Below are 20,392 nucleotides of genomic sequence, written 5' to 3'. Positions count from 1 at the left end.
GGAACCCCTCCGGAAGAAGGAGCAGGACGTGGCCAAGGGTCGCAAGAACGGCCTCTACGAAGGCGTCTCCGAGGAACTCTCCGCCCTGATGAGGACGGGATGGGCCGACACCGAGCGGCGCGGGCTCGAAGCCGGCGAGCAGGCCCCGTACGCGGCCCGCCGCCGCGCCGCGCTCTCCGCGCTCTTCCCCGGCGAGCGCCTGGTCGTCCCCTCGGGGAACCTGAAGTACCGCTCCAACGACGACGCCTACCCGTTCCGCCCGTACTCGGGCTACGTGCACCTGACCGGTGACCAGGCCCGCGACGGCGCCCTCGTCCTCGAACCCCGCGCCGGCGGCGGCCACGACGCGTACTGCTACCAGCTGCCCCGCGACAGCCGGGACGACGACGAGTTCTGGACCGGCTACACCGCCGAACTGTGGACCGGGCGCCGCCGCTCCCTCGCCGAGTCCGGCGCCGTCCTCGGGCTGCCCTGCCGCGACGTCCGTACCGCCGCCGAGGACCTGGCCGCCGGCTCCGGCGTCCCGACCCGGATCGTCCGGGGCATCGACCCGGCCCTCGAAGCGGCCGTCAACACCGACGAGGAGCGCGACGGGGAGCTGGAGGACGCGCTGAGCGGCCTCCGGCTCGTCAAGGACGCCTGGGAGATCGGCGAGCTGCGCAAGGCCGTCGACTCGACCGTGCGCGGCTTCACCGACTGCGTCGCGGAGCTCTCCCGCGCGGTCGCCTCCTCCGAGCGCTGGATCGAGGGCACCTTCTTCCGCCGGGCCCGCCTGGAAGGCAACTCCGTCGGCTACGGATCGATCTGCGCCGCCGGCGAGCACGCCACGATCATGCACTGGACGGACAACGACGGCCCGGTCCGCCCCGGCGACCTGCTCCTCCTCGACGCCGGAGTGGAGACCCGCACCCTCTACACCGCCGACGTCACCCGAACCCTTCCGATCGGCGGCACCTTCACCCCCGTCCAGCGCCGGGTGTACGACGCCGTGTACGAGGCGCAGGAGGCCGGGATGGCGGCGGTGAAGCCGGGCGCGCCGTACCGCGCCTTCCACGAGGCGGCACAGCGCAGCCTGACGGCCCGCCTGGTCGCATGGGGCTTCATCGAGGGGCCGGTGGACCGCGCGTACGCCCTCGGGCTCCAGCGCCGCTTCACCATGGCCGGAACCGGTCACATGCTCGGCCTGGACGTCCACGACTGCGCGCGGGCGCGCACGGAGGAGTACGTCGACGGCGTCCTCGCGCCGGGCATGGTCCTGACCGTCGAGCCGGGCCTGTACTTCCAGGCCGACGACCTGACCGTGCCCGAGGAGTGGCGCGGCATCGGCGTCCGCATCGAGGACGACCTGCTCGTCACCGACGACGGCCACGAGAACCTGTCGGCGGGCCTGCCGCGCTCGGCGGACGAGGTCGAGGCGTGGATGGCACGGGTGGCGGGCTGACGGCCCTCTCGGTCCTCCCCCGGAGCCTCTGGACGCGGCGCACTCCATACGGTTAGCTGCACTCGCACCTATTCAACTAGTTGCCTATGGAGTCGCGCCGTGCATCCGTTCCGTACCGCCGTGGAGAACCGCGACCTCGACGCCGTCGAGGCCCTGCTCGCCGAGGACGTCGTCTTCACCAGCCCCGTCGCCTTCAAGCCGTACCCCGGCAAGGCCCTCACCACCGCGATCCTGCGCGGGGTCCTCCGCGTCTTCACCGACTTCCGGTACGTTCGCGAGATCGAGGGCGCGGACGGCCGCGACCACGCCCTCGTGTTCACCGCGAAGGTCGGGGACAAGGAGATCAACGGCTGCGACTTCCTCCACTTCGACGAGGAGGGGAAGATCGACGAGTTCACCGTCATGGTCCGCCCCCTCTCCGCCGCCCAGGCGCTCGCCGCCGCCATGGGCGCCCAGTTCGACCGCATTCAGGAGGAGGCCACCACGGGAGAGCGGGCCTGATATTCACCGATTCGGGTGATTGCGTGACAGGTGAAACGTCCCCTCCGGGTATGAGGAGGTCACGCTCGGTGTGACAAGCGGAGCCACCCCCTGGAGAGGCCGATGCAGCTCATCCCCCGTCAAGGTCGTCATCTGGAAGCGCGTTCGTCCGACGGGCACACCGTCGCCGTCCTCCGGGGCGAGCTCGACCTCGTCCTGGTGCGGCGCTTACGGCCCGAACTCGACGCCCTCGCCCGGGAGTCGGACGTCCTCACCCTCGACATCCGGGGGCTCGCCTTCTGCGACGCCACCGGGCTCGGCCTCCTCGTCCGCTGCGCCGAGCGCACGCGCGAACGGGGCGCGCGCTGGCGGCTCCTCTGCGACCAGCCGCGCATCCTCCGGCTCATCCGGCTGACCGCGCTCGACGACCTCCTCCGCCCGGAGACGGCCCCCGCCGACGGGCCCGCGCCGCGGCCGGAGCCGGACGGGGCGGTCTCCGAGGCCGCCACGGCGCGGGCCCGCCGGGCGGAATAGGGCCGGGGTACGGTCGCCGCATGCCTGAAGTCCGGTCGACCACGCCCTCCTCCCCCTCGTGCTCGGCATCATCCGGGCGACGGCCCTGATCACGGGCGTCCGCGCGACGGCCGGCCGACCGTCCGCCGCCCCGGGGCCGAAATCCCGTGGTGGCGGGGGCCGGTGGGGGCGAGGATGGCGGGATGACCGACAGCACGCAGCCCGTGGAGCCCCCGCCCGTCGACGCCTCGCCCGCGGCGGTCCCGCCCGTCGACGCCCTGATCGTCGTGGACGTGCAGGCGGCGTTCGTCACCGGCGGCGGGGCCGTGCCCGACGCGGACCGGCTCGTCGACCGGACGGCGGAGCTGATCGCACGGGCCCGGCGGGCCGGGGCGCTCGTCGTCCACCTCCAGAACGACGGCCCGCCAGGATCCGAGGACGAACCCCACACCCCCGGCTGGGAGTTGCACCACCCGGTGGAGCCCGGCCCTCTGGAGCTGGTGATCCGCAAGCCCGAGGACGACGGCTTCCGGCGGACGCCGCTGGGCCGCGTCCTCGCCGACGCCGGGGTGCGGGCGGTCGCCGTCTGCGGGGTGATGTCGGAGATGTGCGTGCGGGCCACGGCCCGTACGGCCCTGGAGCGCCACTACCGGGTCGTCGTGCCGTACGACGCGCACGCCACCCAGGACGCCCCGGCGGTGCCGGGGGTCGCCGAGATGGTTCCGGCCGCGGTGGTCTCACGGGTGGCGGCGTACTCCCTCGGCAGCGACGCGGAGGTCACCGTACCGGCCGCCGGGGTCGCGTTCACGGCCCCCGGGAAGGCCTGACCGCCCGGCCCCGAGCGAGCGGAACGCGCCACGAACTCGTCCCGGAACGACGGCGAGCGGGCTGTTCAAAGGCTTGTCGATCTCTCTCCGGTGGATCCGGAGCGCCTCGTCGGCGCTCCGCGCGACACGATGGGGAAGCGGTGGAAGAGCTGGTGGCACTCGCCACGGCGGGGGTGACGACCGTGTTCGGTCTCGTCGTCTCGGACCTCTGGGAGCAGACGAAGGCGCGGAACTGGCGCCTGTTCCGCCGGCGGGGATCCGATACGCCCGTGACCGAACGCCAGGAGATCGTCGCCGCCTTCGGGACGCCGGGCACGGTCGCGTACGTCGACGGCGGGGTGAACCACGGCCCGGTCTTCCAGGGATCGTCGGTCCACGGCGATATCAACGTGTACGTGCCGCAACCTCCCGCCCCCCGGCCGCGCCCCGACCAGGTGCCCGCGCTCACCGCCGTCTTCGTCAACCGCACCGCCGACCTCTCCGAACTCGACCGCTGGTTCGGTCCGCCCGCCCCGTCCGCCTCCGGGGCGTCGCCCCCGGTCGGCATCGGTGTCCTCCACGGACTGCCCGGCGTGGGCAAGACCGCGACCGCCTGGCACTGGGCCGCCGGCACCCGGGAGCGCTACCCCGACGGCCAGTTGTACGTGGACTTCGCCGCCCTGCGCGGACAGTCCGGCGGCGACGTCTCCGAGGCCGTCGCCATGTGCCTGCGCGGACTCGGCGTCCTCGACACGTACATGCCCGCCTCGCTCCAGGAACGGGCCGCGCTCTTCCGCACCCGCACCGCCGACCGGCGCCTGCTCGTCGTCCTGGACGACGTGGGCGACCCGGCCCAGGTCCGGCCCCTCGTGCCCAAGGGTCCCGGCAGCGCCGTCCTCGTCACCAGCACGTCGGCGCTCGGCGAACTGGCCCTGGACGGGGCACGTGCCCTCGGGCAGGTCGACGTTCTCGCTCGCGGTGAGGACCGGGTCGGGGGAGACGTCGCCCAGCTGCGACCAGGGCATCACGCGGCAGCCGGAGTCGTGCAGCAGGTCGAGGACGCCGTCGTTGAACGCGGAGGTGGGGTCGTACGCGAAGACGACGCTCACCCGGCTGTCGTCGCGCAGCACGGCGGGCAGGCACTCCAGGACCCGGGTGGTGGAGACGACGGTCCGCGCGGCGACGACCAGCGTCCGCTCACCGGGGAAGGTCCGCCACCGCTCGGCGTCCCGCCCGACGGGAACGCGGAGGGGCCGTTCGGTGTGCATGGCCACCCCGCCGACGTACGTCCGACTCCCCCGTTACGCGGCTCGCGGCCATGGTCCGGCTACCTCAATTCCCAGGAGAGGGCAAGGGATCCGGGCTCGAATGCGAGATCGAATGCAGGGTCGAATCCGGAAGCGAACGCCACCTTATCCGCATCCCCCGGGCGCTCCTCCCCGGACGTCGTCAGCACGCCCCGAACGACCAGAAGACGCCCACCTCGTCGTCGTTCACCGCGATCACGCCCACCTCCTCGAAGAAGCGCAGGCCGTCGGGGCCCTCCGAGGTCGGGAACTTGTGCGTCCGTGTGCCTCGGAGGTCCGGGGCCGGACCGGTCGCGGCGGCCGTCCAGGAGACGCACGAGGCGGCCGAGCGGGTGGACCCGGGCCTCCTGGTCCTCCGTCGCGGCGGCCCCGACCGTCGGTTCCCCGCCCGTCAGTCCTCGCGGGGATGGACGGCGGTCACCCGGCCCTTCGCGTCGGCCGCCAGATAGGCGGACCCGTACGTGTCGGACAGGTAGACGCTCATCTCGGGATCGCTGCCCCTGAGGGTCGAGGCCGGGCTGACGACCAGGTAGCGGTTGACGGGCTCCTCCACCCCCAGCTCCTTGTCGGCGCGCTTCAGGAGCGCCGGCAGTGCGTCCCACGCGAAGGTGTCCAGGTCGACCGGGACCGAGCCGGGGAAGGCGGTGCCGCCGGGGCCCTGCCGGACCGCCACGTCCCCGCCCCGGTACATGTACCGGTCGTACCGGGTCGTGCTGCCCTCGACCATCGCCTCGGCCACCGCGTACTCCGGGTACACGACGAAGCTGCTGACCTTGGCGCCGCCCGAGGCCTCCTTGACGGCGGCGACGGCGGTGCGGATCCCAGCGGGCGTCAGCAGGTCGAGCTTCCCGGCGGTCGCCTCCGCCGCCGGCTCCTTCGAGGGCACCGTGGTGGGCGCCGCGGACCCCGAGGGCCGCTGTGCTCCCGGACCCTGCTGCGAGGGGGCGGCGGCCGGCCCGCCGTTCCGGTCGTCCGCGCCCCGGTCCCAGGTCACGGCGGCGACGGGTATCCCCACCGCCAGGACCGCCACCACGGCGGCCGCCACGGCGACCCGGCGCCCGCGCCGCCCGGGAGCGCCGCCCGCCACCGGCGCGGTCGCGGGCGATACGCCGGGGAACCCCGCCGGAGCGCCCGCCGCTGGAGCCCCTGCCGGAGTGCCCGTCGGGCCCGTCGGCCCCGCCGGGCCGCCCGCCGCCGGCGGTGCGAGCCGGAACGAGGTCGTTCCCCCGGAGCCGGACATCTCGGGGCCGGACACCTCTGAGGCGGGCGTTCCCGAGCCCGGCCCCCCGAAGCCGGACGCTCCGAACCCCGGCACCCGGTCCCGTACCGCCCCGTCGTCCCCCGGCGCCCCCGTCGCGACGGACGCCAGCGCCCGGTCCACCTCCGCCGCGTCCGGGCGCGCCGCCGGGTCCCGTACGAGCAGCCGGGTCAGTACGCCGGTCAGCGCGCCGGCCCGGACCGGGGGAGGCACGTCGTCGGAGATGACCGCCGCCAGGGTCGCCAGGGTGTTCTCCCGGCGCAGCGGGTGGTGCCCCTCCACCGCCACGTACAGCAGCATGGCCAGCGACCACAGGTCGGCCGCCGGGCCGCTCGCGCCGCCCCGGATCCGCTCGGGCGCCATGTAGTCCGGCGAGCCGATGATCGAGCCCGAGGCGGTCAGGGCGGTGGACTCGCGGATCGCCGCGATGCCGAAGTCGGTGAGGACCGGCCGCCCGTCGGGCCGCAGCAGGACGTTGGCGGGCTTCACGTCGCGGTGCTCGATGCCCAGGCCGTGGGCGGCGCGCAGCGCCGAGAGCAGTTCGCGGCCGAGGGCGGCGGCCTCGGCGGGGGTCATCGTGCCCCGGTCGAGGCGGTCCTGGAGGGAGCCGCCGGTGACCAGCTCCATCACGAGCCACGGGTAGGTGCCCTCGCCCGCGTCCACGATGTGATGGATCGTCACCACGTTGGGGTGGTCGATCCGGGCCAGCGCGCGGGCCTCCCGCAGCACCCGCGCGCGCAGGGTCCGCGCGCCCTCGGTGTCGTACTCGGCCATCGCCGGGTCCGGCGGGCGCACCTCCTTGAGCGCCACGTCGCGGTGGAGGGCCAGGTCCCGGGCGCGCCACACCGTCCCCATGCCACCCCCGCCCAGCCGCTCCACCAGCTCGAAACGGCCGTCGATCACTCTGCTCACGCGCGCACCCCTGTACTCGGGTCGTTCCCTGGTCCTCGGAGCGGCGCCGGCCCCGGCCGGTCCGCCGCCCGCTTCGCCGCACACGTCCACGGCCGTACACATCCACATCCGCGCACGTCCGCACACGTCCACGGCCGTACGCATCCACATCCGCGCACGTCCGGTCCACGTCCACGGCCGCACGCGTTCCCATCCGTCCGCCGGCGTCCCGTACGGACCCGGTGGCGAGGACGCGTACCGGGCCGCCCGGAGGCGTCCGTGCAGATCTTCGCCGCTCCCGGCCGCACCTGTCACCTCCGGCCGCCCGGTGGCCCGGGGCATCGAACGGCCGCATGCGCGGCGCCCGTCGCCTATGTCTCGGATAGGGTGATTCAGTAGGGATCGCGCCCCCAGGGGCCGGCCGAGGCGTGGGGCGATGCGTTGGAGACTCACCAGTCGTCGAACAGGGTCCCGCAGCCGCCGCGGGCGGCCGTGGGGGACGCCGGCGTGCTCCGCGAACTGCTGCCGATCGCCCTCTGGCGGGAGGACGCCGACGGCCGCGTCGTCGAATGGTCCCTCGCCGCCCAGGACCTCCTCGGCCACCGCCCCGAGCACGTGCTCGGACGGCTCGCCACCCCGCTCCTCGTTCCCGACGCCAACCGGGAGCTCGCCGACCGGCTCACCCTCCGCGTCCAGGCGGGCGAGACCATCATGGGCACGCTGCCCGTCCGCCACCGCGACGGCCACACGGTCGCCATGGAGATGTGGATCGTGCCGGCCGCCGACCCGGAGGGGCGGACGGGCGCGATGCTCATCGCCGTGGAGACCTCCGAGGTCCTGCGGATGCGCGAGAACCTGGCGGCGATGGAGAGCCTCTTCACCCAGTCGCCCATCGGCCTCGCCCTGCTCGGCCCCGACCTGCGCTTCCTGCGCGTCAACGACACCCTGGCCCGGATGAACGGCGTCCCGGCCGCCGAGCACGTCGGCCGGCGCCTCACCGAGGTCGTGCCCGGCGTCAACGCCGACTCGCTCGAAGCCCTGATGCGCCGGGTCCTCGACAGCGGCACCGCCGTCGTCGACGCGCGCCGGGTCGGCCGCACCCCCGCCGACCCGGACCGCGACCGCTTCTGGTCCTGCTCGTACGCCCCGCTCCTGGGTCGCGGCGACCGCCGGCCCCTGGGGCTCATCGCCTCCCTCGTCGACATCACCGAGAGCCAGGAGGCGCACGACGAGGTCGAGCGGGCCCGCCACCGCTTCGCCCTGCTCTCGGAGGCCGGCGCCCGGATCGGCACCACCCTGGACCTCGCGCGGACGGCCGAGGAGGCCGTCCGCTTCCTCGTCCCCCAGCTCGCCGACTCCGCCGACGTGCAGATGCTGGAGTCGGTCCTCGCGCCGGACGAGTCGGCCGCCTCCACCCGGGGCGTCCTGCGTCGGCTCGCCGCCCGCTTCCCCGAACCGGCCGCCCCCACGTCCCAGCTCCTACCGGGGCAGACCTTCCAGATCCCGCTCGACTCCGCGTACGAGCGGGCCGTCGCCCAGGGGCGGCCCACCGACCTCTACACGTCCGACCTGCCGGCCCTCTTCGGCGGCCCGCGCGCCGAGCCGCTGCGCACCTACTTCGCCGCCCGCATCGGCTCGGCGCGGCTCGTCCCCCTCGTGGCCCGGGGCAAGGTCCTCGGCACGATCACGGTGACCCGGCTGCGCGGCCGCGAGCCCTTCGACGCCCAGGACAGGGTCCTCATCGACGAGGTCGTGGCCCGTGCCGCCCTCCACATCGACAACGCACGCCTCTACACCACCCAGCGGGAGGCCGCCCTCACCCTCCGGCGCTCCCTCACCAACAACGCGCTCCCCGCCGTCGCCGGCCTCGAACTCACCGGCCGCTACCTCCCCGCGAGCGCCCACGACGTCGGCGGCGACTGGTACGACGCCATCGCCCTGCCGGGCGGCAGGACCGGGCTCGTCATCGGCGACGTCATGGGCCACGGCATCCACGCGGCGGCCGTCATGGGACAGCTGCGCACCGCCGTCCGCACCCTGGCCCGCCACGACATCCCGCCGGCCCGGATGCTCAGCTCCCTCGACGCCGTCGTGGCCGACCTGGACGAGGACGAGATGGCGACCTGCGTCTACGCGGTCCACGACCCGGCCACCGGCCGCTGGACGATCGCCCGCGCGGGACACCCGCCGCCGGTCGTCGCCACCCCGGACGGGAACGTCGGCTTCCTCGACGGACCGCCGGGCACCCCCCTGGGCACGGGGGGCCACGACTTCGGCACGGAGGAGGTGGTCCTGCCCGCGGGCGGGCTGCTCGTCCTCTACACGGACGGCCTGGTCGAGGCCCGCGACCGCGATCTCGACCAGGGCATGGGGCAGCTCGCCCACGCGCTCCGGCCCCTCGACCGGCCCCTGGACACACTGTGCGACGAGGTCCTCGCCCGGCTCCTGGGCGGATCCGCCCAGGACGACGTGGCGATCCTGGTCGCCCGGAGCCTCCGCTGAGCCCGCCGCCCCCGGCCCGTACGCGGTCAGGTCACGTCGATGTGCACGCTGGTCGACTTCACGCGGGCGGTGGCCTGCATGCCGACCTCGAGTCCCAGTTCCTCCACGGCCTCCCGGGTGAGGAGCGAGACGAGCCGGTGCGGACCGGCCTGGATCTCGACCTGGGCCGCGACGTCACCGAGCTTGACGGCGGTCACGATCCCGGGGAACGCGTTGCGCGCCGAGGTGTACGCCTCCTCGCCGTCCCCGGCGGCGCCCTGGCCGACCTCGACGGAGAAGGCGGCGAGGTCGCGGCCGTCGATGAGCCGCCGGCCGTTCTCGTCGCGGTGGGTGGTGACCCGGCCCGCGTCGGCCCAGCGGCGCGCCGTGTCGGAGCTGACGCCCAGCAGACGCGCGGCCTGCCCGATGGTGTAGGACTGCATGCGCGCAAGATTAGGGGCCCAGTCGCCGCATATGCAAGGGAATCGCGGCCTATTTGGCCGCATGTGCGACCCGATGTGGGGAGGTCAGGAGGTCCCCGGCCTCCGCCCGACCGCCTCGACCAGCGGCAGCAGCCGGTGCGGCACCCGCTCGCGCAGGGCGATCTCGGTCCGGGTGCGGACCACCCCGGGCAGCCGGATCAGCCGCTGGATGACGTCCTCCAGGTGCCCGGCGTCCCGCGCCACCACCCGGGTCAGCAGGTCGCCGCCGCCGGTGATCGAGAAGGCCTCCACGATCTCCGGCACGGCCGCGAGGGCGTCCCCGACCTCGTCCAGGTGCCCCTGGGTCACCTCGACGTGGACGAAGGCCAGCACCGGGTGGCCGAGGGCGGCGGGGGAGAGGACCGGCCCGGTCGCCGTGATCACGCCGTCCCGCTCCAGGCGGTCGATCCGGGCCTGTACGGTGCCCCGCGCCACGCCCAGGATCCGCGCGTACTCGCGCACGCTCGTCCTCGGCTGCTCGATCAGCAGCCGCAGGATGCGGGTGTCGAGCTCGTCCACCGCCATGCCCCGCCGGCCTCCTTCGTCCCGCCTGCCCCGGGCCGACTCTACGCTCCCCGGACCTCCGCGCCCCCGCCTCCTGCGCGTCAGTCCTCCGCGCGGGCCGCGTGCCCGGCCCAGAGGACCAGGGGGAGCTGGAGCGGGACGCGGCCGTAGGCGACGGCCTTGGCGGCCGTGGAGCGGTGGCGCCAGTCGTACGCCATCTTCACGTTGCCCGGGAGGACGGCGACGAAGAAGAAGGCGGTCGCCCGGGCGCTCGCCCGGCGCGTCCCCGGCACCGCGAGGCCGGCGGCGAGTGCCAGCTCGGCGACCCCGCTGGCCCGTGTCCACGTCCGCGGGCTGCCCGGCAGGGCGCGGGGCACGATCGAGTCGAACGGCCTCGGGACGAGGAAGTGGGCGGTGCCCGCGGCGGCCAGCAGGCCGGCGAGAGCGAGGGCGGAACGTGCGGGCCGGGGCATGAGGGACCTCCGAAACGACGGCGCCAGTCTGTTACTGACGAGTAAGTAAGCAGTGAGGATAGGCGTGCGCGGGGCAAGCCGTCGAGACCCGGACCCCACCCTTCCGGTATTCGGCCGGGTTCCCGCGTCCACCGGAACGGCGACGCCCCGGCGAAGATGGTCCGTTGGCCCACCAATGGAGCATGTGACGGCCCCCGAGCCGGGCAGATGGTCCAGTGGATCGGCGATGAGTTGAGCCAATGGGCTCGGGATGTTTTCCTGTGTCGTATCCACGTACTTTCGGCGCCGCGCAGCGCCGGGGCGGCGACGAGGCCGGTCCGGACCGCGGCGCCTTCGTCGTGTCCGCACGACCCCACCACCCCGGGGCGCCGCGCGGCCGGCGGAAGGCAAGACAAGGGGGCGGCCTTGGCCGTGAAGAAGATGTTCGTGGCCCCGGATCCGGGCCTCGTCCGACTGCGCGTCTCCCTGCGGGCGGTCCTCGGCATCGGCCTCGCGGTCGCGCTCGCCGAGCTCGCGGGGTTCTCCCTCACCGCCTCCATCACGGCCGGCCTCGCCGCGCTGCTCGCCCTCTTCACCGTGGGCGACCCGACCGTGCGCCGCCAGGCCGTCACCACCGCCCTGCTGCCCGCCGCCGGCTTCCCCGTCCTCGCCCTGGCCACCGTCCTCCACGACGTCCCCCTCCTGCGCGACACCGCCTGGCTCCTCGTCGTCTTCGCCGGGGTCTACGCCCGCCGCTGGGGACCGCGCGGGCACGCCCTCGGCATCTTCGCCTTCATGCAGTTCTTCGTGACGCAGTTCCTCCACGCGCTCCCCGCGCAGCTCCCGGAGCTGTACGCGGCCGTGGCCCTCGCCCTGCTCGCCTCCGGCGCCGTCCGCTTCGGCGCCTGGTGCATCGAGCGGCGCGTCCCGCCGCCCGCCGCGCCCACCCCGCTGCCGGGCGCCGGCCTCGCCCGCCCCACCACCCGCCAGGCCTTCCAGGCCACCGCCGCCTGCGCCGTCGCCCTCGCCGCCGGCCAGCTGATCTCCCACGAGCGCTGGTACTGGGCCGTCGGCACCGCCTGGTGGATCTTCGTCAACACCGCCTCGCGCGGCGAGACCCTCGTCCGGGGCTTCCGCCGGGTCCTCGGCACCGTCACCGGCATCGCCGCCGGACTCCTGATCGCCGTCCCCCTGGGCGGCGCGCCCGCCCCGACCGCCCTCCTCGTCGCCGTGTGCGTCTTCGGGATCTTCTACACCGCCCCGCTCTCGTACAGCTGGATGATGTTCTTCGTGACCGTCATGGCCGGACTCCTGTACGGCCTGCTCGGCGTCCTGCACCCCGGTCTCCTCGTCCTGCGCTTCCAGGAGACCGCCGTCGGCGCGATCGGCGCCGCGATCGGCGTCGCCCTGCTGCCCGTGACCACGCACGCCGCCACCAACGCCTGGATCGAGCGGGCCGTGACCTGCGTGCACACCTGCACCACGGCCGCCGCCCGCCGGCTCGCCGGCGACCCGGACGCCGACCCCGCGCCGCACGCCGCCGAACTGGAGCTCCTGCTCGGCCGGGTCCGGCTCTCCCTCGCGCCGCTCGTGCACCCGCTGAGCCCGCTGCGCGCCCGCAAGGCCCGCGCCCGCCGGGTGCTCGCCCTCCTGGACGACTGCGCCCGCGAGATCAGGGGCCTCGCCGCCGTCGCCGCCGACCCGGACGCCTCCCACGACGCCCGGCTCGCGGCCGCCGCCTGGCGCGTCGAGGCCGCCGTCCACGCCCTCGTCCCCCCGGCGGAGCCCGTACGGTCCGCGGTCGCCGAAGCGGCCGGAACACCGCGCCACCACCCCGGCGCCGAGGCCGCCCTCGGCCACCTGCACGGTCTGGAGCAGGCCCTCGTCGACCTCGCGGCCCCCCTGCGCACCTCCCCGCGCGCGCCCCTGGTCCCGGCCGCCTGAGCCGGAACGCCCCGACGCGGGGCCGGAACCGACCCCGGTTCCGGCCCTTTGGTCTAGACCCCTGCTACCGTCGGCCGCGAACGGCCGGCCGAACGCGGCCGGCACCGGAACAGGGGAGACGCCGTGGGCGACGCAGGGACGGTCCGGAACCGGGAGCACGAGGACGCCGTACGGGCGTACATCGGCTCCTTCACCTCGGCGGGCGGACGCGGGGTCCTCACCGCCGAGGTCGACGCCGACACGGGCGCGCTGACCGTCACCGGCGCCAGCGACGCCGTCGCCGACCCCTCCTTCCTCGCCCTCGCCGGGCCCCTCCTGTACGCCGTGTCCGAGACCGACGCGGGCGCCGTGGCCGCCTTCGACGCCACCGGGCCCGCGCCCCGGCCGCTCGGCGCGCCCGTCCCCGTCGACGGCTCCGGACCCACCCACCTCGCCCTGGCCGGGGGACAGGTCCTCACCGCCAACTACACCTCCGGCAGCGTCACCGCCCTGCCCCTGGCCGTCGACGGCACCGTCCGCCCCGCCGCGGCGGTCCTGCGCCACGAGGGGAGCGGGCCCGTCGCGGACCGCCAGAGCGGCCCGCACGCCCACCAGGTCCTCCCCGACCCCAGCGGCCGCTGGGCCCTGAGCACGGACCTCGGCACCGACTCCGTGTGGATCTACTCCCTCGACCCCGCGACCGGGACGCCGACCCTCCACGGCGAGACCGCGCTGCGCCCCGGCACCGGTCCCCGCCACCTCGCCTTCCACCCGTCCGGCACGCACGCGTACGTCCTGCACGAGCTGGAGCCCGTCCTCACCGTCTGCCGCTGGGACGCGGAGACCGGCACCCTCGAACCGCTCGGCGAGACCCCCGTCGTCCCCGAGGGCACCCCCGGCCCCAGCTACCCCTCCGAGGTGGTCGCCGCCCCCGACGGGCGCTTCCTCTGGGCCGCGATCCGCGGCGACGACACCCTCGCCGTCCTCGCCCTCGACCCGTCCGGGTCGAAGGCCGCGCTGACCGCCACCGTGCCCTGCGGCGGCACCTGGCCCCGCGACCTGACCCTCGCCCCCTCCGGACGGCACCTGTACGCGGCGAACGAGCGCTCCGGCGACGTCACCTGGTTCGCCCTCGACCCCGAGACCGGCGTCCCGTCCCGCGCGGGCGCGATCGAGGCCCCGGCGGCCTCCTGCGTCGTCCTCGGCTGATCTTCCAGCCCCGAACGCGAAAGCCCCGGACACGCCGAAGGGCCCGCACCGTCCGGTGCGGGCCCTTCCGTGGGCGGCGAACGGCGTCGCGGCCCTCAGGACGCGGGCGCGCCCTGCGGCTGCTGCGGCGGGATGCCGAGCGCGGCCGAGTACTGCGAGAGCACCAGCTTGCCGATCGCCGGGTAGGCGCCCAGCGGCTCGGCGGAGGCGCACCCGGCCTCCTTCGAGGCCTCGTCGAGGAGCCCCTCGGCCAGCTCGGGACCGATCAGGTACGGCGCGAGGGCCAGCTGCTCCGAGCCGGCGGCGCGCAGCTGCTCGGCGACGGAGGCGATCGAACCCTCCTGGTCGAGCGCGGCGGCGATCACCGGCACGGCGAGGCGCGCGGCGAGCAGCATGCCGGTGATCCCGGCGGCCTGCACGGCCTCCTCGCCGCCGACCGTGGCCAGGATGATGCCGTCGGCGGCCGTCGTGACCGTGAACAGGCGGGCGCGGTCGGCGCGGGCCAGGCCCGCCTCCGACAGGCGCACGTGCAGCGCCTCCGCGAGCAGCGGGTGCGGACCGAGGACGTCGGTCAGCTCGGCGGTGTTGCCGCCGTCCATCACGGCCTGGCGGACCCGGCGCGTCTGGGCGCTGTCCGGACCGGCGAGCAGCGGGACGACGACCGCGGCCGGGCCCGTCGGGGCGGCGACCTCGCGGCCGGCGGCCAGGGCCAGCTCGTACCGCTCGGTGCGCAGCGTCTCGACGGCCTTCAGCACGTTCGCCAGGGACGGGAACTCGACGTCGTCGCCCTCCAGGAAGCCGATCACGGCCTCCAGGCCGGGCAGCTCGGAACGGGCGATGCTCACGACCTCTTCGGCCAGCGAGCGTATGGCGGCGGACGGCACGCCGGGGACGGCGAGAACCAGTGCGGGAGCGCCCTCGGGCGCCGCCGCGGGTTCGGGGCGACGGTGCCGCCCGGACTGGCGGGGTCGAGGCATTCGTACAGGCAGGCCGGAAGCAGGCCCAGTGGGGGAGCTCATGGCGCCGCATGCTACTGGTTTCACCCCCGCCGCCGTTCGCTGAGGTGCGGTCACGCGCCTTCTGTCCCCCTATGTCCGGTCCCCGGCGCCGCTTCCGTCTCCTTCCGGCCGCCCTCCGACCCGCCGCACCGGCCCCCACCTGCGCGGACACCCCGCCAGGGCCAGTCCGGCGCACCCCGGCCGGGCACGCTCTACGACACCCCCTCGCCGAACAGCCGGAGCAGCGCCGGGTCCCCCGGCAGGCGGAGCGTCCCGGTGGCGAGCGCCGAGGCGAGGGCGACCGCCCCGGCCAGCGGATCGCCCGCCGCCTCCACCGTCCGGGCGTGCGGAAGCAGCTCCCCGAGCGCCGCCCGCAGGGGTACGAGCAGGGGGTCGCCCATCCGGAACAGGCCCCCGGTCAGGGCCACCACCGCCCCGGGCCCGGCCGGGCACACGGCCCCGGCCGCCTCCGCGACGTGCGCACCGGCCCGCGCCAGGATGTCCGCCGCCACCGGGTCCTCCGGGGCGCAGCGCCCCACCTCGGGCGCGAAGGAGGCCAGCACGGCGGGCCGGTCCGTCCGCGGGTAGAGCGCGCCCGGGAGGCCCGCCGCCGGTCCGAACAGCTTCTCGGCCCGGTCCAGGAGCGCCGCCGAGCCGCCGCGCCGCCCGTCGTACGCGCGCATGGCCGCCTCCAGGCCGGCCCGGCCGATCCAGGCGCCGCTGCCGCAGTCGCCCAGGAGGTGCCCCCAGCCGTCGGCCCGCCGCCAGGACGCCAGGTCCGTGCCGAGCGCGATCATCCCCGTCCCGCCCGCGACGACCGCGCCCGGCCGCTGCCCGAGCGCCCCGGTGTACGCGGTGACCGCGTCGGCCGCGAGCGCGAGCCGCCGCACCCCCCAGGCCTCCGCGAGCGCGCCCGGCAGTCCGGCCCGCAGCTCGTCCCCGAGGGTCGCCATGCCGGCGGCGCCCACGGCCGCCGCGAGCAGCGGCCGTCCGCCGTGGGGCTCGACCAGGGCGCGGACGGCCGGCAGGACCTGCTCCAGGAAGTGGGCGGCGGAGATCCCGCCCGGCCCGGTCCGCACCGGCTCGTTCGAGACGCGGGTGTCGAGGACCGCGCCGGTCGCGGCGTCGGCCAGGGCGATCCGCAGCCCCGAACCGCCGGAGTCGACACCGACGACCAGACCGGCCGGAACGCCGGGAACGTCAGGAACGCCGGGAACGGTCGGGCCGTTGGAGGGTTCGTTCACGGAGACCAAGGTGCACCGTCCTCGCGCCGGGGTGTGAGGGGCGGCCCGGGCGGGCGTCCGGGGCCGTTGTCACTGTAGGCCGGTAGAGTGACGGACCGTGACAGCGCGACCTTTGAGTGAACTGGTGGAGCCCGGCTGGGCGGAGGCCCTGAGCCCCGTCGCGGGACGTGTGGCGGCCATGGGCGACTTCCTGCGGGCGGAGATCGCCGCGGGCCGGACCTACCTGCCCTCCGGGCCGAACGTCCTGCGGGCCTTCCAGCAGCCCTTCGACGACGTACGGGTCCTGATCGTGGGTCAGGACCCCTATCCCACGCCGGGGATGGCGATCGGGCTGAGCTTCGCGGTCGCGCCCGAGGTCCGCTCCCTGCCCGGCAGCCTGGAGAACATCTTCCGGGAGCTGCACACCGACCTGGGCCTGCCACGGCCGTCCAACGGCGACCTGACCCCCTGGACCCGCCAGGGCGTTCTGCTCCTCAACAGGGCGCTGACCACCGCCCCGCGCAAGCCGGGCGCCCACCGGGACAAGGGCTGGGAGGAGGTCACGGAGCAGGCGATCCGCGCCCTCGCGGCCCGCGGCAAGCCCCTGGTGTCGATCCTGTGGGGCCGCGACGCCCGCAACACCCGCCCGTTCCTGAACGGCCTCCCGGCCGTCGAGTCCGCGCACCCCTCCCCGATGTCGGCGGACCGGGGCTTCTTCGGCTCCCGGCCCTTTAGCCGCGCCAACGAACTCCTGCTCGGCCTGGGCGCGCAGCCGGTGGACTGGCGCCTGCCCTGACCCGACGCGCGGGCGGCGGCACGCCCCGGGCCACCGCCCGCGCGCATGCACCGGACCGCCACCGCCCGTACGTCTCAGAGCACCGCCGCCCGCACGCACAGCACGTCCGGCAGGTGCTCGGCGAGGAGCCGCCAGGTGTCCCCGTCGTCCTCGCTCGCGTACACCTCGCCGTTCCGGTTGCCGAAGTAGACGCCCGCCGGGTCCGCGTCGTCCGTGCACAGCGCGTCCCGCAGCACCGTGCCGTAGTGGTCGCCCCCGGGCAGCCCGGCCGACAACGGCTCCCACGTGCCCCCGGCGTCGGTCGTGCGGTAGACCCGGCACCGGCGGCCCGCGGGCACCCGGTCGGAGTCCGCGTTGATGGGGAAGAGGTAGGCGGTGTCCGGGCGGTGGGGGTGCGCGGCGACCGCGAACCCGAAGTCGGACGGGAGCCCCGCGCCGATGTCGGACCAGACGGCGCCCGCGTCGTCGCTGCGGAAGACGCCCCAGTGGTTCTGGAGGTAGAGCCGGTCCGGATCGCCCGCGTCCTGGGCGATCTTGTGGACGCACTGCCCGAACTCGGGGTGCGGGTCCGGCAGGAACACCGCGGACACGCCCTCGTTGGAGGGCGCCCACGCCGCCCCGCCGTCCCGTGACCGGAACACCCCGGCGGTCGACACCGCGACCGTGACCGCGTCCGGGTCGCGGGGGTCGGTGACCACGGTGTGCACGGCCTCGCCGCCCCCGCCGGGCACCCACCGCGAACGGGTCGGGTGCTCCCAGAGCGGGCGGACCAGCTCGAAGGACTCGCCGCCGTCCGCCGACCGGAAGAGCGCGGCCGGCTCCGTCCCCGCGTACACCACGCCGGGGGAGTGCTCCGGCGCCGGGTGCAGCTGCCAGACGCGCTCCAGCGAGGCCCCGGTGTCCTCGGGGAACCTCACGGCCGGCCGGGACGGCTCCGTCCAGCTCCGGCCGAGGTCGTCGGAGTGGAAGACGGACGGGCCCCAGTGGGCACTGTCCCCGCCGACGAGCAGGCGCGGCGCGGGCCCTCGGGTGTCGATGGCGACCGAGTACACCGCCTGCGCGGGGAACGCCGGATCGTCGAATTCCCACCGCCCGTCGTGCCTGCGGCCGATGAAGAGGCCCTTGCGGGTCCCCACGGTGAGGAGTGCGTCGGGTACACCGGGCATGACTGCCACCTCCAGGACGTCCTTGTCACGGATACGGCCAGTCTGCACCCGCCCACTGACAACGCCTCCGGGACGCGCCCCGCCACCCCCGTGACCTCGTCAGATCGCCCAGGCGTACTGCGACGGCGCCTGGACCTCCGCGCCCAGCTCGCGGGCGGCGCGGCGGGGCCAGGAGGCGTCGCGCAGCAGTTCGCGGCCGAGGAGGACCGCGTCGGCCTCGCCGTTGGCGACGATCTTCTCGGCCTGCCCGCTCTCGGTGATGAGGCCGACGGCGGCCACGGGCAGCCCGGTCTCCGCCCTGACGCGGGCGGCGAAGGGCACCTGGTAGCCGGGGCCCACCGGGATCCGGGCCGGTCCGCCGTTGCCGCCGCTGGAGACGTCCAGCAGGTCCACGCCGTGCTCGCGCAGCAGCGCGGCGAACCGCACGGTCTCGTCGGGCGTCCAGCCCTGCTCCTCCAGCCAGTCGGTGGCCGAGATCCGGAAGAAGACGGGCAGGTCCTCGGGCCACACGGCCCGCACCGCGTCCACGACCTCCAGGGCGAAACGGGTCCGGTTCTCGAAGGAGCCGCCGTACGCGTCCGTGCGCCGGTTGCTGTGCGGGGAGAGGAACTCGCCGATGAGGTAGCCGTGGGCGCCGTGCACCTCGATCACCTCGAACCCGGCGTCCAGGGCGCGGCGGGCCGCGTCCGCGAACTGCCCGGTGATCTCCCGGATCCGCTCCACGGTCAGCTCGGTCGGCACCGGGTGGCCCTCGTCGAACGGGACCGGGCTGGGGCCGACGGGCTGCCAGCCGTCGCCGCCGGGCGCGACGGGCCCGCGGCCCTCCCAGGGGCGGTTGGTCGAGGCCTTGCGCCCGGCGTGCCCGATCTGAATGCCGGGCACGGTGTCGTGCTCCTTGAGGAAGCCGGCGATCCGCCGCAGCCCCTCGGTCTGGGCGTCGTTCCAGAGGCCGAGGTCCGCCGGGCTGATGCGGCCCTCGGGGGCGACGGCGGTCGCCTCGACCAGGATCAGTCCGGCGCCGCCGGTGGCGCGGGCTGCGTAGTGGGCGAAGTGCCAGTCACGGGCGACACCCGCGGCCGGGCCGGTCGCCTCCGCCGAGTACTGGCACATGGGCGCCATCCAGACCCGGTTGGGGAAGGTCAGGGACCGCAGGGTGTAGGGCTCGAACAGGGCGACGCTCATGACGGACTCCGTTTCGGGGTGCCTCGGTGACGGGATGCCGCGAAGATGTTCGTACGATACTCACCGTACTACGGCGACTGTCAAACTACGAGGATCATCGTACAATGGGTCCTTCCCGGAGAAGTGGAGCCGCCATGACGACCACCACCAGCCCGCGCGTCCTCGAACACCCCGCGCGCGACCAGATCCGCCTCGAAGACGTGCTGCACGCGCTCGCGGACGCCGTGCGCCTGCGGATCGTGCGGGACATGGCGCGCGAGGGCACCGGGCTGAGCTGTTCGTACTTCGACCTGCCGGTGACCAAGTCCACGACGACGCACCACTTCCGGGTGCTGCGCGAGAGCGGAGTCGTCCGGCAGATGTACCGGGGGACGGCGAAGCTCAACGTCCTGCGCAGGGAGGACCTCGACGCCCTCTTCCCCGGCCTCCTCGACACCGTCCTCGCGGCGGCCACGGCCCAGGCCGACCGCGACGGGCGCGAGGGAGGGGCCGGGGGCGAGGCGGCCGGGGGCACGACGGCCTGACGGCCGCCGCCGGGGAGCGCCCGTCCCTACAGCGAGCGCATCCGGCCGATCTCCGACGTCTGCTGGGCGATCACGTCGTTCGCCATCTCCTCCACCAGGCCGTTGTTGCCCGCGCCCAGCAGCTCCGCCGCCATCGTCACGGCCCCCTGGTGGTGCGTGATCATGAGCTTCAGGAAGAGCGCGTCGAAGGCCTTGCCCCGCGCCTTCCGCAACTCGGCCAGCTGTGCCTCCGTGGCCATGCCCGGCATCGTGTGATGGGCGTGCCCGCCCTGGTCGCGCGGCCCGCCGTTGTTCTTCAGCCACCCCTCCATCGCGCCGATCTCCGGCTTCTGCGCGGCCGAGATGCGTTCGGCGACCTTCCTGACCCCGTCGGACTCCGCCCGTCCCGGGGCCAGTTCCGTCATCGTCAGGGCCTGGCGGTGGTGCACGATCATCATCTGGACGTACCGGAAGTCCGCGCCGTTCGGGCTCTCGTCGGGGAGCAGTCGGGCGGCCTCCTCGGGGGTGACCCGCCGGGCCGGCTCACCCGGCTTCCCCGGCGCGATCACCGTCCCCCCGGTCGAGGCCGCCCGCGGCGCGTTCTTCTCCGGCTCCGCGTCGCAGGCGCCCAGGGCGAGTACGGCGGCGGCGGTCAGGGTCACGACGACGGCACGCTGACGGCGGATCAACAACGCGACCTCCAGGTGTTCTTGCGGGGACAAGGACCGTTCCTAGCACTTTTCTCCGGGGCGCCGACCGGAATCCTTCATTACGTCT

General features: G+C 75.1%; 18 protein-coding genes and 2 pseudogenes. 10 read left to right on the top strand and 10 right to left on the bottom strand.

Annotation, left to right across the window (positions count from 1 at the left end; genetic code table 11):
- The first annotated feature begins 28 nt into the window (after positions 1 to 28).
- The 4 genes from CP977_RS04830 (at position 29) to CP977_RS04815 (ending at position 3,261) form a co-directional block, all read left to right on the top strand.
- Positions 29 to 1,441, top strand: a complete 1,413-nt coding sequence (locus CP977_RS04830) for an aminopeptidase P family protein (protein ID WP_152369674.1) — start codon at positions 29 to 31, stop codon at positions 1,439 to 1,441.
- 99 nt (positions 1,442 to 1,540) lie between these two features.
- Positions 1,541 to 1,942, top strand: coding sequence for a nuclear transport factor 2 family protein (locus tag CP977_RS04825; RefSeq protein ID WP_152369673.1), 402 nt, complete (start codon positions 1,541 to 1,543; stop codon positions 1,940 to 1,942).
- Between the two features lie 102 nt (positions 1,943 to 2,044).
- Entirely contained in the window at positions 2,045 to 2,455 is a 411-nt protein-coding gene (locus tag CP977_RS04820) for an STAS domain-containing protein (protein WP_079131403.1), read from the top strand.
- 182 nt (positions 2,456 to 2,637) lie between these two features.
- The gene (locus CP977_RS04815; RefSeq protein ID WP_152369672.1) at positions 2,638 to 3,261 is read left to right on the top strand and encodes an isochorismatase family protein; all 624 of its coding nucleotides are present in this window, start codon (positions 2,638 to 2,640) and stop codon (positions 3,259 to 3,261) included.
- A gap of 914 nt (positions 3,262 to 4,175) precedes the next feature.
- Here the strand turns inward: CP977_RS04815 and CP977_RS04810 are convergent.
- Together CP977_RS04810 and CP977_RS04805 are read right to left on the bottom strand one after the other, a co-directional pair.
- Positions 4,176 to 4,508: pseudogene (locus CP977_RS04810) on the bottom strand (hypothetical protein); the annotation flags it as partial.
- 430 nt (positions 4,509 to 4,938) lie between these two features.
- The gene (locus tag CP977_RS04805; RefSeq protein ID WP_229991552.1) at positions 4,939 to 6,660 is read right to left on the bottom strand and encodes a serine/threonine-protein kinase; all 1,722 of its coding nucleotides are present in this window, start codon (positions 6,658 to 6,660) and stop codon (positions 4,939 to 4,941) included.
- A gap of 528 nt (positions 6,661 to 7,188) precedes the next feature.
- Here CP977_RS04805 and CP977_RS35480 point away from each other — a divergent pair.
- A pseudogene (locus CP977_RS35480) lies at positions 7,189 to 8,412 on the top strand (PAS domain-containing protein); the annotation flags it as partial.
- 216 nt (positions 8,413 to 8,628) lie between these two features.
- Complete coding sequence (locus tag CP977_RS35475; protein WP_375790331.1) at positions 8,629 to 9,198, top strand: PP2C family protein-serine/threonine phosphatase; 570 nt, start codon at positions 8,629 to 8,631, stop codon at positions 9,196 to 9,198.
- A gap of 26 nt (positions 9,199 to 9,224) precedes the next feature.
- Here CP977_RS35475 and CP977_RS04795 read toward each other — a convergent pair whose 3' ends face one another.
- The 3 genes from CP977_RS04795 to CP977_RS04785 form a co-directional block, all read right to left on the bottom strand.
- Entirely contained in the window at positions 9,225 to 9,620 is a 396-nt protein-coding gene (locus CP977_RS04795) for a TOBE domain-containing protein (RefSeq protein WP_062757874.1), read from the bottom strand.
- An 84-nt stretch (positions 9,621 to 9,704) separates the two neighbouring features.
- Positions 9,705 to 10,184: an Lrp/AsnC family transcriptional regulator gene (locus CP977_RS04790; protein WP_062757872.1), complete on the bottom strand. Its 480-nt coding sequence runs from the start codon at positions 10,182 to 10,184 to the stop codon at positions 9,705 to 9,707.
- A gap of 80 nt (positions 10,185 to 10,264) precedes the next feature.
- Positions 10,265 to 10,636, bottom strand: a complete 372-nt coding sequence (locus tag CP977_RS04785) for a DoxX family protein (protein ID WP_062757870.1) — start codon at positions 10,634 to 10,636, stop codon at positions 10,265 to 10,267.
- A gap of 420 nt (positions 10,637 to 11,056) precedes the next feature.
- On the opposite strand from CP977_RS04785, the gene CP977_RS04780 reads away from it, so the two are divergent.
- Together CP977_RS04780 and CP977_RS04775 are read left to right on the top strand one after the other, a co-directional pair.
- Complete coding sequence (locus tag CP977_RS04780; RefSeq protein WP_062759232.1) at positions 11,057 to 12,559, top strand: FUSC family protein; 1,503 nt, start codon at positions 11,057 to 11,059, stop codon at positions 12,557 to 12,559.
- Between the two features lie 123 nt (positions 12,560 to 12,682).
- Positions 12,683 to 13,747, top strand: a complete 1,065-nt coding sequence (locus CP977_RS04775; RefSeq protein WP_152369671.1) for a lactonase family protein — start codon at positions 12,683 to 12,685, stop codon at positions 13,745 to 13,747.
- A 95-nt stretch (positions 13,748 to 13,842) separates the two neighbouring features.
- Here CP977_RS04775 and CP977_RS04770 read toward each other — a convergent pair whose 3' ends face one another.
- Complete coding sequence (locus CP977_RS04770) at positions 13,843 to 14,766, bottom strand: sirohydrochlorin chelatase (protein ID WP_079131401.1); 924 nt, start codon at positions 14,764 to 14,766, stop codon at positions 13,843 to 13,845.
- Positions 14,767 to 14,957: 191 nt separating this feature from the next.
- Positions 14,958 to 15,998, bottom strand: a complete 1,041-nt coding sequence (locus tag CP977_RS04765; protein ID WP_208421374.1) for an N-acetylglucosamine kinase — start codon at positions 15,996 to 15,998, stop codon at positions 14,958 to 14,960.
- 88 nt (positions 15,999 to 16,086) lie between these two features.
- On the opposite strand from CP977_RS04765, the gene CP977_RS04760 reads away from it, so the two are divergent.
- Positions 16,087 to 16,764, top strand: coding sequence for a uracil-DNA glycosylase (locus CP977_RS04760; protein WP_062757865.1), 678 nt, complete (start codon positions 16,087 to 16,089; stop codon positions 16,762 to 16,764).
- A gap of 74 nt (positions 16,765 to 16,838) precedes the next feature.
- On the opposite strand, the gene CP977_RS04755 is transcribed toward CP977_RS04760, so the two are convergent.
- Both CP977_RS04755 and CP977_RS04750 read right to left on the bottom strand, forming a co-directional pair.
- Positions 16,839 to 17,930 carry a WD40/YVTN/BNR-like repeat-containing protein gene (locus tag CP977_RS04755; RefSeq protein WP_062757863.1) on the bottom strand — a complete coding sequence of 364 codons (1,092 nt, stop codon included), beginning with the start codon at positions 17,928 to 17,930 and terminating at the stop codon, positions 16,839 to 16,841.
- A gap of 99 nt (positions 17,931 to 18,029) precedes the next feature.
- Complete coding sequence (locus tag CP977_RS04750; RefSeq protein ID WP_152369669.1) at positions 18,030 to 19,112, bottom strand: NADH:flavin oxidoreductase/NADH oxidase; 1,083 nt, start codon at positions 19,110 to 19,112, stop codon at positions 18,030 to 18,032.
- 134 nt (positions 19,113 to 19,246) lie between these two features.
- Here CP977_RS04750 and CP977_RS04745 point away from each other — a divergent pair, with 134 nt between their 5' ends.
- Complete coding sequence (locus CP977_RS04745) at positions 19,247 to 19,636, top strand: ArsR/SmtB family transcription factor (RefSeq protein ID WP_104860592.1); 390 nt, start codon at positions 19,247 to 19,249, stop codon at positions 19,634 to 19,636.
- 26 nt (positions 19,637 to 19,662) lie between these two features.
- On the opposite strand, the gene CP977_RS04740 is transcribed toward CP977_RS04745, so the two are convergent.
- Positions 19,663 to 20,337, bottom strand: a complete 675-nt coding sequence (locus CP977_RS04740) for a DUF305 domain-containing protein (protein WP_372460742.1) — start codon at positions 20,335 to 20,337, stop codon at positions 19,663 to 19,665.
- Between the last annotated feature and the right edge of the window lie 55 nt (positions 20,338 to 20,392).

Origin of the sequence: Streptomyces cinereoruber, from assembly GCF_009299385.1 — a bacterium.
Taxonomy (GTDB): Bacteria; Actinomycetota; Actinomycetes; order Streptomycetales; family Streptomycetaceae; genus Streptomyces; species Streptomyces bikiniensis.
The sequence above is the reverse complement of the archived record's forward strand: the minus strand, read 5'-3'. Positions and strand labels throughout refer to the sequence as shown.